Annotated in this window: 12 protein-coding genes and 1 riboswitch; of the genes, 2 read left to right on the top strand and 10 right to left on the bottom strand. The window is 71.6% G+C overall.

Annotated elements, in window-relative coordinates; genetic code table 11:
* Window positions 1-100: 100 nt before the first annotated feature.
* Window positions 101-1,069: a LysR family transcriptional regulator gene (locus QTI20_RS28010; protein ID WP_286555014.1), complete on the top strand. Its 969-nt coding sequence runs from the start codon at window positions 101-103 to the stop codon at window positions 1,067-1,069.
* 10 nt (window positions 1,070-1,079) lie between these two features.
* Here QTI20_RS28010 and QTI20_RS28005 read toward each other — a convergent pair whose 3' ends face one another.
* From QTI20_RS28005 to QTI20_RS27990, 4 genes are all read right to left on the bottom strand, one after another.
* Window positions 1,080-1,775, bottom strand: a complete 696-nt coding sequence (locus QTI20_RS28005) for a glycine zipper 2TM domain-containing protein (RefSeq protein ID WP_286555015.1) — start codon at window positions 1,773-1,775, stop codon at window positions 1,080-1,082.
* A gap of 108 nt (window positions 1,776-1,883) precedes the next feature.
* A complete protein-coding gene (metH, locus tag QTI20_RS28000) occupies window positions 1,884-4,646 on the bottom strand; it encodes a methionine synthase (protein ID WP_286555016.1) in 2,763 nt (920 codons plus the stop codon).
* 23 nt (window positions 4,647-4,669) lie between these two features.
* A riboswitch (S-adenosyl-L-homocysteine riboswitch) is annotated at window positions 4,670-4,746 on the bottom strand.
* A 180-nt stretch (window positions 4,747-4,926) separates the two neighbouring features.
* Window positions 4,927-7,146 carry an ATP-dependent DNA helicase DinG gene (gene dinG / locus QTI20_RS27995; RefSeq protein WP_286555018.1) on the bottom strand — a complete coding sequence of 740 codons (2,220 nt, stop codon included), beginning with the start codon at window positions 7,144-7,146 and terminating at the stop codon, window positions 4,927-4,929.
* 54 nt (window positions 7,147-7,200) lie between these two features.
* Window positions 7,201-7,647: a PACE efflux transporter gene (locus QTI20_RS27990; RefSeq protein WP_183028394.1), complete on the bottom strand. Its 447-nt coding sequence runs from the start codon at window positions 7,645-7,647 to the stop codon at window positions 7,201-7,203.
* A gap of 105 nt (window positions 7,648-7,752) precedes the next feature.
* Between QTI20_RS27990 and QTI20_RS27985 the strand changes: the two genes are divergently transcribed.
* Window positions 7,753-8,652 (top strand): LysR family transcriptional regulator, encoded by a 900-nt coding sequence (locus QTI20_RS27985; RefSeq protein WP_286555021.1) that lies wholly within the window; start codon window positions 7,753-7,755, stop codon window positions 8,650-8,652.
* Here the strand turns inward: QTI20_RS27985 and QTI20_RS27980 are convergent.
* The 6 genes from QTI20_RS27980 to QTI20_RS27955 all read right to left on the bottom strand — a co-directional run bounded on the left by QTI20_RS27980 (window position 8,649) and on the right by QTI20_RS27955 (window position 15,311).
* Entirely contained in the window at window positions 8,649-9,458 is an 810-nt protein-coding gene (locus QTI20_RS27980; RefSeq protein ID WP_286555024.1) for an SH3 domain-containing protein, read from the bottom strand. The two genes, QTI20_RS27985 and QTI20_RS27980, sit on opposite strands and share 4 nt — an antisense overlap.
* A gap of 90 nt (window positions 9,459-9,548) precedes the next feature.
* On the bottom strand, window positions 9,549-10,583 hold the full coding sequence (locus QTI20_RS27975) for a homocysteine S-methyltransferase family protein (RefSeq protein WP_286555025.1): 1,035 nt from the start codon (window positions 10,581-10,583) through the stop codon (window positions 9,549-9,551).
* 22 nt (window positions 10,584-10,605) lie between these two features.
* A complete protein-coding gene (locus QTI20_RS27970) occupies window positions 10,606-11,724 on the bottom strand; it encodes a histidinol-phosphate transaminase (RefSeq protein WP_286555026.1) in 1,119 nt (372 codons plus the stop codon).
* Window positions 11,721-13,163 (bottom strand): FAD-binding oxidoreductase, encoded by a 1,443-nt coding sequence (locus tag QTI20_RS27965; protein WP_503011448.1) that lies wholly within the window; start codon window positions 13,161-13,163, stop codon window positions 11,721-11,723. The genes QTI20_RS27970 and QTI20_RS27965 overlap by 4 nt, the downstream gene beginning before the upstream one ends.
* Window positions 13,108-13,929, bottom strand: coding sequence for an N-formylglutamate deformylase (gene hutG / locus QTI20_RS27960; RefSeq protein ID WP_286555027.1), 822 nt, complete (start codon window positions 13,927-13,929; stop codon window positions 13,108-13,110). The genes QTI20_RS27965 and hutG overlap by 56 nt, the downstream gene beginning before the upstream one ends.
* The gene (locus QTI20_RS27955; RefSeq protein ID WP_286555028.1) at window positions 13,926-15,311 is read right to left on the bottom strand and encodes a formimidoylglutamate deiminase; all 1,386 of its coding nucleotides are present in this window, start codon (window positions 15,309-15,311) and stop codon (window positions 13,926-13,928) included. The genes hutG and QTI20_RS27955 overlap by 4 nt, the downstream gene beginning before the upstream one ends.
* Window positions 15,312-15,383: the final 72 nt, after the last annotated feature.

Genomic DNA, 15,383 nt, shown 5'->3' with positions numbered 1-15,383 from the left:
TTCAGGAAGGTTGCGATGAGGCCAATGTAGGTTCCCGATCCGCATCCGAATAGCCCACATTCCTTGGCTTCATTGACAAAGCAATCGTGATAATCTAGCCATGGCCTTCAACGAACTGCGCGCGATCTCCACCTTCATCCAGGCCGCCGAGCTGGGCAGTCTGCGCCAGGCCGCGGCCGCGCAGGCGATCACGCCGCAGGCCGCCAGCCAGGCGCTGGCGCAGCTCGAATCGCACCTGGGCGTGCGGCTGTTCCACCGCACCACGCGCAAGCTGAGCCTGACCGAGGAAGGCAGCCAGTTCCTCGAGGCCGCGCAGCCCGGCCTGAGCACGCTGCAGCGGGCGCTGCAGGGCGCGCGCCGCGGCCGCGAGGAGATCGCCGGGCCGCTGCGCATCGTGGCGCCGCGCGCGACCATGCTGCGCATCCTGTGGCCGGTGCTCGAGGAATTCTGCCGCCGGCACCCGCGGATCGAGCCCGACGTGCAGCTCGACGACCGGGTCGGCAACTGGGTCGAGGAGCGGGTCGACATCGGCTTTCGCGTGGGCAGCGCGCCGCAGGACGGGCTGATCGCGCGGCGCCTCATGCCGGTGCAGCTGGTGGTGTGCGCCGCGCCGGCCTACCTCGCGCGCTTCGGCACGCCCACGCACATCGACGACCTCGCCAGGCACCGCTGCAGCGGCTTCAGGCACCCGGCCACGGGCAAGGTGATGCCCTGGGAATTCAAGGTCGGCGAGGAGATCGTGTCACGTGATCTGGCACCGGTGTTCTGCACCAACGACATCGACCTCGAGGCCCAGGCCGTGGTGGCGGGCGAAGCGATCGGGCAGCTGGTGGGCGCGACCGCGGTGCCGCTGATCCGCTCGGGCCAGCTGCTGCCGCTGCTGACCGACCACGTCACCGAGCACCTGGGGCTGTACGTCTACTACGGCAGCCGGGTGGCGCAGCCGGCGCGGGTGCGGGCCTTCATCGACCTCGCGGCGGAGATGCTGGGCGACAACGAGGACTTCGTGCTCACGCCGCGCGACCTGGCGAAGGCGCCGCGGCGGCGCAAGCCGTCGGCGGCGCGCTGAGCGGGGTCCCTTATCCCATGCGCCCGTCGGCCGGCCGCAGCACCTGGCCCTTGAGCGTGACCGGCTTGCCGATGGGCGGCGCGGTACGCGTCTCGACCGTGCGCAGCGCGCCGTTGTCCATGCGCACGCGCACCTGGTAGAAGGTCTCGGTGCGGGTGCGCTTCTCGATCTCGTTGCCCGCGTAGCCGCCGCCGACCGCGCCGATCACCGTGGCGGCGGTGCGCCCGCCGCCATGGCCGAACTGGTTGCCGACCACGCCGCCCAGCACGCCGCCGGCCACGGCACCGACGCCGGTGGCCGGGGCCGCGCGCTTCACGACCTGCACCGATTCGACCCGGCCGCACACGGTGCAGACCGGCGCGGCGGGACGCGCGGCGGCGGGCGCGCCGTTGCCGGCCACGGCCGTCGGCGGCGCGACCTGCGCGGCCGGTGCCGGCGCCTGGACGGGCGCCGGTGCGGTGATGGCCGCCGGCGGTACCGCCGCGAGCGGAGCCGGCGGCGGGGTGCCGTCGTCCGGCGCATGCAGCGGCTGCGTGGCGGCCGTCGGCGGGGCGCCGGCGTTGCGGCCGCCCTGCTGGTAGAGCAGCGTGCCGCCGAGCGCGGCGACGGCGACGGCCAGGGCGCCGATCACGCCCCAGAGCGCCTTGGGCGCGCTGGAACGCGGGGCCGTTTCGGGGGCCGATGGGGAGGAAGAAAAGCTGTCCATCGCGGATGTCCTTTGCTGCGCGCCGCCAAAGGCGCGACAGCGCCAGCATGGACGCTTCCGCGTGCGCGCCGCGTCAGCCGGCGCTTGCAAGCCCCGTCGGAACAGGGCTCAGAGATTGGGCGCGAGCAGGCGCTCGAGTTCGCTCTCGGGCTGGCCGCGGCGCGCGGCCTGGTCGGCCAGCTGGTCGTGGCCGATCTTGCCGACGTTGAAGTAGACCGCCTGCGGATGGCTCAGCTGGAAGCCGCTCACGCTGGCGGCCGGCGTCATCGCCAGGCTCTCGGTCAGCGTCATGCCGATGTCGGCGCACTGCATCACCTCGAACATCGCGCGCTTGACGCTGTGGTCCGGGCAGGCCGGGTAGCCCGGCGCGGGGCGGATGCCGCGGTACTTCTCGGCGATCATGTCCTCGTTGCTCAGCGCTTCGTCGGCCGCATAGCCCCAGAGGTCGGTGCGCACGCGGTGGTGCAGCGATTCGGCGAAGGCCTCGGCCAGCCGGTCGGCCAGGGCCTTGAGCATGATGGCCGAGTAGTCGTCGAGGTCGTCGACGAAGTACTTCTCCTTCTTCTCCACGCCCAGGCCCGCGGTGACGGCGAACATGCCCACGTAGTCCTTCAGGCCGCTTTCCTTGGGCGCGACGAAGTCGGCCAGGCACCGGCTGGGGCGCATCACGCCGTCGATCACCTGCTTCTCGGTCTGCTGGCGCATGCCGTACCAGGTGAGCGCGACTTCGCTGCGGCTCTCGTCGGTGTAGAGCTCGATGTCGTCGTCGTTGACGGTGTTGGCCGGCCAGAAGCCGACGATGCCGCTCGCGCTGAGCCAGCGGCCTTCGATGAGGCGCTTCAGCATGCGCTGTCCGTCTGCATAGACGCGCACGGCTTCGGTGCCGACGATCTCGTCCTTCAGGATCGCCGGGAAGGCCCCGGCCAGGTCCCAGGTCTGGAAGAAGGGGCCCCAGTCGATGTACTTGGCCAGCTCGGTCAGGTCGTAGTTCTTGAACACGCGGCGGCCGATGAACTTGGGCACGGGGGGCGTGTAGTTCGACCAGTCGATCGGCGTCTTGTTGGCCCGCACCTTGGCCAGCGGCCACAGCGGCACCTGCTTCTTGTTGGCGTGCTGGTGGCGCACCTTGTCGTAGTCGGCGTTGAGCTCGTCGATGTACTTCGACGCCTGGTCGGACAGCAGCGACTGCGCCACGCTCACGCTGCGCGAGGCGTCGGGCACGTAGACGACCGGGCCTTCGTAATGCGGCGCGATCTTCACCGCGGTGTGCACGCGGCTGGTGGTGGCGCCGCCGATCATCAGCGGGATCTTCTTGATGCGGAAATGGTCGTCGCGCTGCATCTCGCCGGCCACGTACTGCATCTCTTCCAGGCTCGGCGTGATCAGGCCCGACAGGCCCACGATGTCCGCGCCCTCGACCTTGGCGCGCGCCAGGATCTCGTGGCACGGGACCATCACGCCCATGTTCACGACTTCGAAGTTGTTGCACTGGAGCACGACGGTGACGATGTTCTTGCCGATGTCGTGCACGTCGCCCTTGACCGTCGCGATGATGATCTTGCCCTTGGTGCGCACGTCGCGGCCCGCGGCCTCGTCGCGCAGCTTCTCTTCCTCGATGTAGGGCAGCAGGTGGGCCACGGCCTGCTTCATCACGCGGGCCGACTTCACCACCTGCGGCAGGAACATCTTGCCGGCGCCGAACAGGTCCCCGACCACGTTCATGCCGTCCATCAGCGGGCCTTCGATCACATGCAGCGGGCGGCCGCCCTTGGCCAGGATCTCGCGGTAGGCCTCCTCGGTGTCCTCGACGATGAAGTCGGTGATGCCGTGCACCAGCGCATGGCTCAGGCGCGCGCCGACCGTGACCGGCGCCTCGGGCGTGCCGCGCCAGTCGTTGCGCTTGCTCTCGTCCTTGGCGCCGCTCTTGGCGGTCTCGGCGACTTCGACCAGGCGCTCGCCGGCGTCGGGGCGGCGGTTGAGGATCACGTCCTCCACGCGCTCGCGCAGCACCGGCTCGAGGTCGTCGTAGACGCCGACCATGCCGGCGTTGACGATGCCCATGTCCATGCCGGCCTTGATCGCGTGGTACAGGAACACGGTGTGGATGGCTTCGCGCACCGGGTCGTTGCCACGGAAGCTGAAGCTCACGTTCGACACCCCGCCCGACACCTTGGCGCCGGGCAGGTTCTGCTTGATCCAGCGCGTGGCCTCGATGAAGTCGACCGCGTAGTTGTTGTGCTCCTCGATGCCGGTGGCGACCGCGAAGATGTTGGGGTCGAAGATGATGTCCTCGGCCGGGAAGTCGATCTCGTCGACCAGGATGCGGTAGGCACGCTCGCAGATCTCGATCTTGCGTTCGTAGGTGTCGGCCTGGCCCTTCTCGTCGAAGGCCATCACGACCGCGGCGGCGCCGTAGCGGCGCAGCAGCTTGGCATGGTGGCGGAACTGGTCCTCGCCCTCCTTCATGCTGATCGAGTTCACGATGCCCTTGCCCTGGATGCAGCGCAGGCCGGCCTCGATCACCTCCCACTTGGAGCTGTCGACCATGATCGGCACGCGCGCGATGTCGGGCTCCGAGGCGATCAGGTTGAGGAAGCGCACCATCGCGGCCTTGCTGTCGAGCATGGCCTCGTCCATGTTGATGTCGATCACCTGCGCGCCGTTCTCGACCTGCTGGCGCGCGACCGCCAGGGCCTCCTCGAACTGGCCGTTGAGGATCATCCGCGCGAAGGCCTTGGAACCGGTGACGTTGGTGCGCTCGCCGATGTTGACGAACAGCGTGCCGTCGCCGATCAGCACGGGCTCGAGGCCCGACAGCTTCATCGGGGGAACGGTTTCGGCGGCAGCGGCGGACGGGGAAGGAGCGGACATGGAACTCACCTGGATGCACAAGGTTCAGGTGAGCGTCGTTGCGGGGACAGACCCGAGCCTGGCGGGGCTGTGAAGCCGGCCGCTGCAACGCTCCTCGGGGGTGGGGATTTTAGGCGGGATTCCGGGTGTGAGGCAGATGAGGGGCTTGCAGCGGGGGCCTTCTTTCCCCTCTCCCTCTGGGAGAGGGCAGGGTGAGGGCATGGGCGGTGGATCAGGCACGCGTGATGTGAGGCTGACGCCCTCACCCCTGCCCTCTCCCAGAGGGAGAGGGAGAAATACCTCAGGCCGCGGCCGCTTCCCCGGCCGCCTCCCCCGCCCGCACCGTCGTCAGCGCAAACGGCGGCAGCCCCTGCAGCAGCCGTTGCCCGTAGGAGGTGCGCACCAGCCGCCGGTCGTAGCAATAGACGCTGGCCCGGTCGTCCTCGCTGCGGATCGCGCGGCCCACCCATTGCGCCAGGCGGATCGCGGTGGCGGGCACCACCAGCTCGGTGAAGGGGTCGCGGCCTACGGTGCGCAGCCATTCGGCGCGCGCCTCGCCCACCGGATCGTCGGGCGGCGCGAAGGGCAGCTTGGCGATGAACACCGATTCGCACAGCTTGCCCGGCAGGTCCAGCCCCTCGCCGAAGGACTGCATGCCGAAGATGACCGAGGGCAGGCCCTCGCCCACGCGGTGGCGGTGCGTGGCCAGCAGCTGCTGGCGCGGCAGGGCCGTCTGCAGCAGCACGCGCGGGCGCAGCGCCGCCGGCAGCGCCTCGACCGCCAGCCGCAGTTGCTCGCGCGAGGTGAACAGCACCAGCGCGCCGTGCCGCACCTCGGCCAGGTCGCGCACCAGGGCCTGCACCATCTCGGCCACGTAGCCGGCCGCATCGCGCGGGTCGGCCCGGGTCTCGACCGCGATCAGCCGGCCCTGCGCCGCGTAGTCGAAGGGGCTGGGCACCTCCAACGTGGTCGCGGCCTCGTCGCCGTGCAGGCCCGATTCGCGCAGGAAGAAATCGAAGCGCCCACAGCTGGTGAGCGTGGCCGAGGTCAGCACCGCGCCGCGCACCTTGTTCCAGAGCTGGTGGCGCAGCGTGGCGCCGGGCAGCAGCGGGCTCGCATGCGCCTGCAGCACCTCGCGCTCGCCGTAGACCTCGAGCGTGAACCACTTGGCGGCCGGCACCGCGTCGGGCGCGGCATCGCGCAGCAGCAGTTGGGCGGTGTCGAGCATCTGCTCCAGGCGCGGCGCCAGCGCGCCGAGCTGGGCATACATCGCCGACAGCTTGCGCGCCATGGCGGGCTGCTCGCGCATCTCTGCGCGCAGGGCGTTGGCGATCACGCGCAGCGCCTCCAGGAAACCCGAGGCGTGATGCGCCACCCGGCCCAGCGGGCCCTGCAGCACCTCGGGCAGTTCGCCCAGCGGCAGCCGGGCCCGCGCGGGGCCGCGCGCGGCCGGGCCGTCGAGGCCGGCGCGCAGGGTGTCGCCGTACAGGTCCATCACCAGCCGCTCGGTGTCCTGCAGCGCCTGGCGCATCTGCGCGGCATGGGTCGGGATGTCGGCCACCTCGGTCACCTCGAAGCGCACGCCCACGCGCACCGCCCGCCGGGCCAGCCGCTCGGCCCAGGCGTGCTGGCCCAGGTCCATGCGGCAGCCGAACTGGGCCAGCGCGGTGGCGGGCAGGTGGTGGGCCTCGTCGAGCACCAGCAGCGAGTTGTCGAGTTCGGGCAGCTGCCGGTTGCCCAGCGAGGCGAGCAGCAGGTCGTGGTTGACCACGATCACCTGCGCGCCGACCAGCGCCTTGCGGCGCTCGTAGTACACGCACTGGCTGAACGAGGGGCAGTGCTTGCCGCTGCACGAGGCGGCATCGGCTGCCATCGGCAGCCAGGCCTCGGCGGCGGGGGGCGTGTCCAGCGTGTCGCGGTCGCCGTCCCAGGCGCCGGTCGACAGCGTGTGCGCGATGCCGGTGTAGAACTTGAGCCGCGCCTCGACCTCGTGCGCCGGGCGGGTGGCGCGGGCCGCGGCTTCGCTGGCCTGTTCGTCGGCGAACAGGTCGTAGCCGCCCTCCTCCTCGTCTTCCTCGTCCAGTTCGCCGGCCATGCCGGTCAGGCGCTCGAGCTTCTGCTGGCACACGTAGCGGCCCCGGCCCTTGGCCAGCGCGAAGCGGAAGGGTTGGGGCAGCAGCGCCGCCAGCGCGGGCAGGTCCTTGTGGACCAGCTGCTCCTGCAGCGCCACGGTGGCGGTGGAGATCACGACGCGGGTGTTGCGCGCCAGCGCGAGCGCGATGGCCGGTGCGCAGTAGGCCAGCGACTTGCCGACGCCGGTGCCGGCCTGGATCACGGCGATGGCACGCACCGGCGGGGCGGCCTCCTCGTCATCGACCTTGCCCAGCGTGGCGGCGCCCAGCGTGTTCGCCACCTGCTCGGCCATGCGCCGCTGGCCTTCGCGGCCACGGAAGCCCTCGCTGGCCTGGACCACCGCATCGAACGCCTGCAGGGCGGACGCGGCCCATTCCAAAGAAGACATGCAGCGAGTGTGCACGACCCGCGCGCTTCGCCGCGGCGGGCCGTTCCGGCGGCCTCAGGCCGGTTGCGGCGCGCCCTTGGGGTCGACGGCCGAGGCCGGCAGGCCGAAGATGGCGTCGAAGGCCCAGTTGAAGACGAAGGTGTAGACCAGGAAGAAGACCACCAGGCCCAGGTCCATCACCAGCGCGGCCCAGAGGCTGATGTCCAGCCACCAGGCGATGGCCGGCACCAGGAAGGCGATCAGGCCGCCCTCGAAACCGATGGCATGGGCGATGCGGCGGCGCAGGCTGCGCCCGCGCACGGCCTGGCGCGACTCCCAGCGCTCGAACAGCCAGTTGAAGGTCAGGTTCCAGCACACGGCGATGGCCGAGGCAATGACCGACAGCACGCTCGAGTGCGCCAGCCCCTGCCCCGACATCAGCGCCAGGCCGATGCTGGCCGCCACGATGGCGATGCCTTCGTAGAGGGTGATGTAGACGACGCGGCGCTTGAGCCCTTGCATGATGAGAAACCTCGGAAGAATTCGGTGAACAGGCCTGGACTTTATGTGTCGACGGCTGATATATAAAGTCATCTTCTATCAGTTGAATTGACAGGTCGGCCGCCCATGGCTTTTTCCTCCGACAACCTGCAGGTGTTCCTCGCGGTGCTCGACCACGGCTCCTTCTCGGCCGCCGCGCGCTCGCTGGGCCGGGTGCCCTCGGCCGTCAGCATGGCGATCGCCGGCCTCGAAGCCGAACTCGACCTGCCCCTGTTCGACCGCAGCGGCCGCGAACCCAAACCGACCGCGGCGGCGCGCTCGCTGGAGCCGCAGGCCCGCCTGCTGGCCGCGCAGTTCAAGCAGCTGGAGGTGCAGGCGCTGGCCCTGACCCAGGGCCTCGAGAACCGGCTGACGCTGGCCATCGCGCCCGAGTTGCTGGCCGCGCCCTGGAGCGGCGCCCTGGCCGCCCTGGCGCAGGAGTACCCGCTGCTCGAGGTGGAGGTGCTGGCGGCGCCGCAGGCCGACGCGCTGGCGCTTCTGCACGCCGGGCGGGCCCAGCTTGCGCTGGTGTTCGAGCGGCCCAGCCTCGACGGCCGCGAAGGTTTCCAGGAGGTGGCGAGCGACACCATGGTGGCGGTGATGGCGCCCGACCACCCGGCGCTGGCCGCGGCCGGCGGGCGGCTGCGCGAGGAGCACCTGCACAACACGCGGCAGATCGTGGTGGCCGGCCGCGACCTCGCGACCAGCGACCCGCGCTTCGTCTTCGGCCGCCATGTCTGGCGCACCGACAACGCGCTGGCCGCGCTGAGCCTGATCACCGCCGGCCTGGGCTGGGGCTGGCTGCCGCGCAACTTCGCCAAGCCGCACGTGGCGGCCGGCGCGCTGCTGGAGATCCCGTTCGAGAACCTGAGCAACGGGCTGGACCTGTGGGTCGACGTGGTGTGGTCGCGCGAGCGGCCGCTGGGGCTGGGCGCGCAGCGCTTTGTCGCGCTGATCGCGCGCGACAAGGGGGCCGAGAAGGCCTAGCGGCCGTGGCGGCCCTCGCCGCCGCCGCCGCCGCCCCGGTGCTCGCCACCGCCCCGGTGCTCACCGCCGCGCCCCGGCCCCTGGGGCCGGCCGCCGCCTTCGCGCGGGCCGCCCTGCCCGCGGATGTAGAGGCCGCCGCCCGGCTGCTGGGCCTGCGGACGCGGCCGGTCGGGCCGCACCTCGGGCCGCGGACCCGGCGGTCGCACCGGGCGCACGCCCGGATCGGGCCGGGGCCGGAAGCCGTCGTCGCGCGGCGGCCGGAAACCGGGGCTGGGCCGCGGCTCCGGCCGCGGGCGAAAGCCCGGACCGGGGCCGCCCGGGCCGCCGGGGCGCCACGGATTGGGCCGCCATTCGGGCCGCGGCGGCGGCGGCGGGCGCCAGCCCTGCACCGGCGGCGGCGGGCGCTGGCCCCACCAGCGGCGGTCGCCGTACCAGGGCCGGTCGCGGTAGTAGTTCGACCAGTAGCTGCCCAGCGTGAAGGCCACGATCGGCACGCCGATCACCGCGCCGTAGGTCGCGAGCGGCACGCGCTGCTGCTCGTAGGCGTAGTCGAGGCTGGGCGCATAGACCCAGCCGCGCAGCCCGTCGGGCAGCACCACGTCGCACCAGCTGTAGCCGTTCGTGCAGCCCATCACGTCGACCGGCTGGCCGCCGCCCAGCGTGGCGACCACCGGGTAGTCGGGTGCCGGGCCGGCGCGCAGGTTCAGCGCGCCGCGGGTGAAGGCCTGCTGCGCGACGGCCGCGAGCGGCAGAGAGAGGGCGATCGCGCCGATGCCGATCCAGCGCCAGGCAAGCTTGTTCATCATGTCGGGATTCCTTCCCGTGCAGGGTAGGCGCCGCGCCGAAGCCCTGTCAATCGGCCGAGGCGCCAACCGCCCGGCCCGCCGCGACCGGCCTCAGGCCGCTTCGCGGTAGAACAGCGCGCGGCCCGGGACCGGCGCCACGGCTTTGCCGATGGCCGCGATGTGATCGGGCGTGGTGCCGCAGCAGCCGCCCACGATGTTCACCAGGCCGTCGGCCGCGAACTCGTGCAGCAGGCGCGAGGTGACGTCGGGCGTCTCGTCGAAGCCGGTGTCGCTCATGGGGTTGGGCAGGCCGGCGTTGGGGTAGCAGCTGATGAAGGTGTCTTCGGCCACGCGCGCCAGTTCCTGGATGTAGGGCCGCATCAGCGCCGCGCCCAGCGCGCAGTTGAGGCCGACCGCCAGCGGCCGCGCATGGCGCACGCTGTGCCAGAAGGCGGTGACGGTCTGGCCGCTGAGGATGCGGCCGGAGGCATCGGTCACGGTGCCGCTGATGAGCAGCGGCAGGCGGTGGCCCGAGTTGTCGAAGTACTCGTCGACCGCGAACAGCGCGGCCTTGGCGTTGAGCGTGTCGAAGATGGTCTCGACCAGGATCACGTCGGCCCCGCCCTCGACCAGCGCCTCGGTCTGCTCGTAGTAGGCCGCGCGCAGCGATTCGAAATCCACGTTGCGCGCGCCGGGGTCGTTGACGTCGGGGCTGATGCTCGCGGTCTTGGGCGTCGGGCCCAGCGCGCCGGCCACGAAGCGCGGCTTGTCGGGCGTGCTGAACTTGTCGCAGGCCGCGCGCGCGAGCTTGGCGGACTCGAGGTTCATCTCGCGCGCCAGGTGCGCCATCTTGTAGTCCTCCTGCGCGATGGTGGTCGCCCCGAAGGTGTTGGTCTCGATCAGGTCGGCGCCGGCCGCGAGGTAGCCCTCGTGGATGTCGGAGATCACGTCGGGCCGCGTGAGCGAGAGCAGCTCGTTGTTGCCCTTCACGTCGCGCTCGAAATCCTTGAAGCGCTCGCCGCGGTACTGCGCTTCCGTGAGCTTGAAGCGCTGGATCATCGTGCCCATGGCGCCATCGAGGATGGCGATGCGTTGGGCGAGGATGCCAGGCAAGGCCTGGCCACGGGTATAGACGACGGGCTTCATAGTGCCCGATTGTAGAAAGCGGTTAAAGAGCTTGCAGCACGGCCAGAAAGCGCGCGTTCTCCTCGGGCGTGCCGATCGAGACCCGGATGAAGGTCTCGAAGCCTGCGTCCTTCCACGGCTTGACGATCACGCCCTGCGCCAGCAGCGCCTCGTTCACCGGGACGTTGGGCCGGCCCAGGTCGAGGAACAGGAAGTTGGTGGCCGAGGGTGCGATGCGGAGACCCGGCAGTTTCAAGGCGCGCAGCTGCCCGGCCAGGACTTCACGCTGCTGCACGGTCTGGGCCACCGCGTGGGCCATGAAGGCCTCGTCGCCCCAGGCCGCCAGCGCCGCGACCTGCGCCGCCTGATTCACGTTGAAGGGCGTGCGCACGCGGTCGAGCAGCTGCACCAGCGCCGGGTCCGACGCGATGCCGTAGCCCACGCGCAGTCCCGCCAGGCCCCAGGCCTTGGAGAAGGTGCGCAGCACGATCCAGGGCTGCGCGCGGCCGCGCAGCAGCGCGAGCACGTCGGGGTAGCCGGGCGCGAGCCGCGCGTATTCCACGTAGGCCTCGTCGACCACCAGCAGCGTCTGCGGTGCCGCCGCATCGAGCAGGCGCGCGAAGTCGCCGGTGTCGAACATGCAGCCGACCGGGTTCGAGGGGTTGGCGATGAAGGCGATCTTCGGGCCGCGGGCCAGCGCCGCGCACCAGGCGTCGACGTCGAATTCGAGCGAAGGCGTGAGCTGCAGCAGTTCGACCTCGGCGCCCATCATCTTCGGGTAGATCTCGTGCAGGCCGAAGGCCGGGCGCTGCGTGAGCACGCGCTCGCCGGGCGAGAGGAAGGCCTGGCACAGCATCTGGAGGATGTCCTCGGAGCCGTTGCCGACCACGATGGCCTCGGGCGCGCAGCCGAGCCGCTGCGCGAGGGCCGCGCGCAGCGCGCTGCAGTTCGCGTCCGGGTAGCTGCCGACCGTCGACCCCAGGCCGGCCAGCGCACGGCCGACCGCCGGGCTCGCGCCGAAGGGGTTCTCGTTGCTCGCGAGGCGCGCGATGTCGCTCACGCCGTAGCGCGCACGCACCGCAGCGGAAGAGAGGCCGGCGTTGTAGACCGGCAGCGGCGGCACTTCGGGCCGCGCGAAGGCATGGAGGGCGGGAGCGTTCATCGGAGATCGAAGACCTTGCCGGGGTTGAGGAGGTGGAGGGGATCGAGCGCCTGCTTGATGGCGCGCATCGCGGCCAGCTCGGCCGGTGTGCGGCTGGCGCCCAGCCATGGCTTCTTGTGCGTGCCGATGCCGTGCTCGGCCGACACGCTGCCGCCGTAGGCGGCGACCTGTTCGTAGACGATGCGCTCGACGCCGGCCGCGTCGCCGTCGACGGTGCTGGCATCGGTGGAGATGTGCAGGTTGCTGTCGCCCACGTGGCCGAAGAAGAGCGAGACGTTGGCGGGCCAGCGCGCGTCGAGCGCGGCCCGGCAGGCCTCGGCGAAGCGGCCGATCGCGGCCATCGGCAGGCTCACGTCGAAGTTGATCGGCGGATGCATGTTCGCCGGCAGTTCGGCCGTGGCCTCGCGGATCTTCCACAGCGCGCGGGCCTGCGCCTGCGACTGCGCGACGACCGCATCGCGCGCCTCGCCGGCTTCCATCGATTCACCCAGCACTTCCTCGAGGGCCGTGCGCAGGCTTTCTTCGTCGGCACCCGTCACGTCGACCAATGCGGCGAAGGGATGCGTCGCATCGAAGGGCTCGCGCAGCGATTGCCATTGCAGCGACGCGGCCACGAAGTCGCGCCACATCAGTTCGAAGGCCGCGACCGCGCCCGGGAAGCGCGCCTGCAGCCGGCCCAGCAAGGCCAGCGCCTCGTCGAAGCCCGTGAGCGCCACCAGCACCGTGGCCCTGGCGCGCGGGGCCGGATGCAGGCGCAGCACCGCGCGCGTGATCACGCCCAGCGTGCCTTCGGCGCCGATGAAGAACTGCTTGAGGTCGTAGCCGGTGTTGTTCTTGATCATCGGCCGCAGCATCGGCAGCAGCGTGCCGTCGGCCAGCACCACCTCCAGGCCCAGGGTCTGCTCGCGCATCATCCCGAACTGCAGCACGCCGTTGCCGCCGGCATTGGTCGCGAGGTTGCCGCCGATCTGGCAGGAGCCGCGCGCACCGAGGTCGACGCCGAACTGCAGGCCGTGCGCGGCCGCCGCCTCCTGCACCGCCTGCAGCGTGGCGCCGGCCTGCACCGTGACCGTGGACGCGGCCGTGTCGACGGCCTCGATCGCGTGCATGCGGTCGAGCGACAGCGCGATGGCGTCGGCGTTCGGCACGGCCGCACCGGCCAGGCCCGTGAGGCCGCCTTGCGGCACGACGGGCACGCGGTGCGCGGTGCACACGCGCAGCACGGCCGCGACCTGCTCGGTGCTGCGCGGGCGCACCAGCGCCAGCGGCTGCACCGGCGCCGCGCCGCTCCAGTCGGTGTGGTGGCGCGCGGGAATCGCCTCGCCGGTCTGCACCGCGTCGGCGCCGGCCGCGGCGACCAGCGCGTCGATGAAGGCCGCGAACTCAGCCACGCGGCGTCTCGACGAAGGCCAGCACGGCCTCCAGCATGCGCCGCACATGCGGCTGCACACCGGCAGCGACCTCGGGCAGGTAGTCGAAGGGCAGCGCCTCTTGCATGTAGCTCGACTGCGTCATCTCCAGTTGCACCGCATGCACGTCGTGCGCGGGCTGGCCGTGGTGGCGCGTGATGTAGCCGCCGGTGAAGCGGCCGTTGAGCACGCCGGTGTAGCCGGGCGCGTTCTCGGCGATGCCGCGCAGTGTCTGCGCGAGCGCGGGGTCGCAGCTCGTGCCCTTGCCGGTGCCCAGGTTCAGGTCGGGCAGCTTGCCCTCGAAGAAGCGCGGCAGCACCGAGCGGATCGAATGCGCATCCCACAGCGCGGCGATGCCGTGCCGCGCCTTGATGCGCGCCAGCTCCTCGCCGAGCTTGGCGTGGTACGGGTGCCAGATGGCGTCGCGGCGTGCGGCGATCTCGGCCTCGTCGGGCCCGTCGTCGGCCGCTGCATAGATCGGCGTGTCGTCGAAGGTGTCGACCGGGCACAGGCCGGTGACGCTCTGGCCCGGGTAGAGGCTCGCGCCGTCGGGCGCGCGGTTGAGGTCGATCACGTAGCGCGAGTGCGTGGCGACCAGCACCGAGGCGCCGAGCGCATCGGCGAAGTCGTAGAGGCGTTCGAGGTGCCAGTCGGTGTCGGGCACCTGGCGCGCCTCGTCGGTGAAGCGCGCGGCCAGCGCGGGCGGCACGTGCGTGCCGACATGCGGCATCGAGATCAGCAAGGGCCGCGTGCCCTGGCGGAAGCGGAAGGCGGGTTCGGTGGTGTGGAAGCTCATGGCTGGTCCTCCTGAAGCAATTGGCGGCGCGCGGCGATGAAACCGGCGGTGGCGCTGTCGTGCAGCGGATGGCGGCCGGCCTGCACGCGCGGGCGGCCCGCGACCCAGACCGCCTCGATGGCGCTGCTGCGGTGGCTCGCGAAGACGTGCGACGAGAGCATGGTGGGCGCATCGAGGCCCGCGAGCGCGGGGTGCGCCGCATCGAGCACCGTGAAGTCGGCCTGCTGCCCGACCGCGAGGCCGCCCAGCGCACGGCCCGAGGCGCGTGCCCCGCCCTGCACGGCCGCCAGCGTCATGGCCGTGGCCACGTTCGGCTGCGCCGCTTCGGCCGCGACGTTGCGCCGGCGCGTGGCCAGGCGCTGGCTGTATTCGAGCATCAGCAGTTCCTCGGCCGCGTTGACGCAGATGTGGCTGTCGGAGCCGATGCCCCACGTGCCGCCCGCGGCGCGCCAGGCAGGCAGGTCGAAGAGGCCGTCGCCGAGGTTGGCCTCGGTGGTCGGGCACAGGCCCGCGACGGCACCGCTGGTGGCCGCGCGGCGGTACTCGTCGGCGTCCATGTGGGTGGCGTGCACCAGGCACCAGCGCGCGTCCACCGGCGCATGGTCGAGCAGCCAGGCGACCGGGCGCTGCCCGCTCCAGGCGATGCAGTCGTCGACCTCCTGCGTCTGCTCGGCGATGTGGATGTGCACGGGTGCGGTGGCGTCGATGGCGTCGAGCCCGGCCAGCGCCTCGCGCAGCGCATCCGGCGGCACCGCGCGCAGCGAGTGCGGGGCCAGGCCGAGGCGCGCGCCCTGGGCGTCGCACAGCGGCTTGAGCCTTTCGAGCAGGCGCAGCATCGAATCGGTCGAGCGGATGAAGCGCCGCTGCCCTTCGTTGGGCGGCTTGGCGCCGAAGCCGCTGGTCTGGTAGAGCACCGGCAGCAAGGTGAGGCCGATGCCGGCGCGCTGCGCGGCGCGCATCAGCGCATGGGCGAGTTCGGCATCGTCGGCGTAGGGCCGGCCGTCGCCCTGGTGGTGCACGTAGTGGAACTCGCACACCGCCGTGTAGCCGGCTTCGAGCATCTCGACATAGAGCCCGAGCGCGATCGCTTCGAGCTGCGCCGGGTCGAGCCGCAGCGCGAAGCGGTACATCAGCGTGCGCCAGCTCCAGAAACTGTCGCTGGCCTCGGCCCCGCGGAATTCGGTGAGGCCCGCGATGCCGCGCTGGAAGGCGTGCGAATGCAGGTTGGGGGTGCCGGGGATCAGCGGGCCCTGGGTGGTGGACGCGGCGTCGGTGTCGGGCTCGACGTGGGTCAGCCGGCCCTGGTCGTTCCAGGCCAGGCGGACGTTGCGGGCCCAGCCGGTGGGTAGCAGGGCGTGGGCTGCGATGAGGGATTGGGTCATGGGTGTCGCTGGAGAAGAGCGTCCTTCTTTTCCCTCTTTCTCTGGGAGAGGGCAGGGTGAGGGCATGGGCGG

Origin of the sequence: Variovorax sp. J2P1-31 (assembly GCF_030317215.1) — a bacterium.
In the GTDB taxonomy this organism is placed as follows: domain Bacteria; phylum Pseudomonadota; class Gammaproteobacteria; order Burkholderiales; family Burkholderiaceae_C; genus Variovorax.
Note: the sequence above shows the minus strand (reverse complement) of the source record. Positions and strands in the feature narration are given on the sequence as shown.

Bases quoted from the DNA above. Each gene is read 5' to 3' on its own strand.
- QTI20_RS28010 (WP_286555014.1), top strand. From the start codon at position 101: ATGGCCTTCAACGAACTGCGCGCGATCTCCACCTTCATCCAGGCCGCC.
- QTI20_RS28005 (WP_286555015.1), bottom strand. From the start codon at position 1,775: ATGGACAGCTTTTCTTCCTCCCCATCGGCCCCCGAAACGGCCCCGCGT.
- metH (WP_286555016.1), bottom strand. From the start codon at position 4,646: ATGTCCGCTCCTTCCCCGTCCGCCGCTGCCGCCGAAACCGTTCCCCCG.
- dinG (WP_286555018.1), bottom strand. From the start codon at position 7,146: ATGTCTTCTTTGGAATGGGCCGCGTCCGCCCTGCAGGCGTTCGATGCG.
- QTI20_RS27990 (WP_183028394.1), bottom strand. From the start codon at position 7,647: ATGCAAGGGCTCAAGCGCCGCGTCGTCTACATCACCCTCTACGAAGGC.
- QTI20_RS27985 (WP_286555021.1), top strand. From the start codon at position 7,753: ATGGCTTTTTCCTCCGACAACCTGCAGGTGTTCCTCGCGGTGCTCGAC.
- QTI20_RS27980 (WP_286555024.1), bottom strand. From the start codon at position 9,458: ATGATGAACAAGCTTGCCTGGCGCTGGATCGGCATCGGCGCGATCGCC.
- QTI20_RS27975 (WP_286555025.1), bottom strand. From the start codon at position 10,583: ATGAAGCCCGTCGTCTATACCCGTGGCCAGGCCTTGCCTGGCATCCTC.
- QTI20_RS27970 (WP_286555026.1), bottom strand. From the start codon at position 11,724: ATGAACGCTCCCGCCCTCCATGCCTTCGCGCGGCCCGAAGTGCCGCCG.
- QTI20_RS27965 (WP_503011448.1), bottom strand. From the start codon at position 13,163: ATGTGCGGCGCATGCTGGAGGCCGTGCTGGCCTTCGTCGAGACGCCGC.
- hutG (WP_286555027.1), bottom strand. From the start codon at position 13,929: ATGAGCTTCCACACCACCGAACCCGCCTTCCGCTTCCGCCAGGGCACG.
- QTI20_RS27955 (WP_286555028.1), bottom strand. From the start codon at position 15,311: ATGACCCAATCCCTCATCGCAGCCCACGCCCTGCTACCCACCGGCTGG.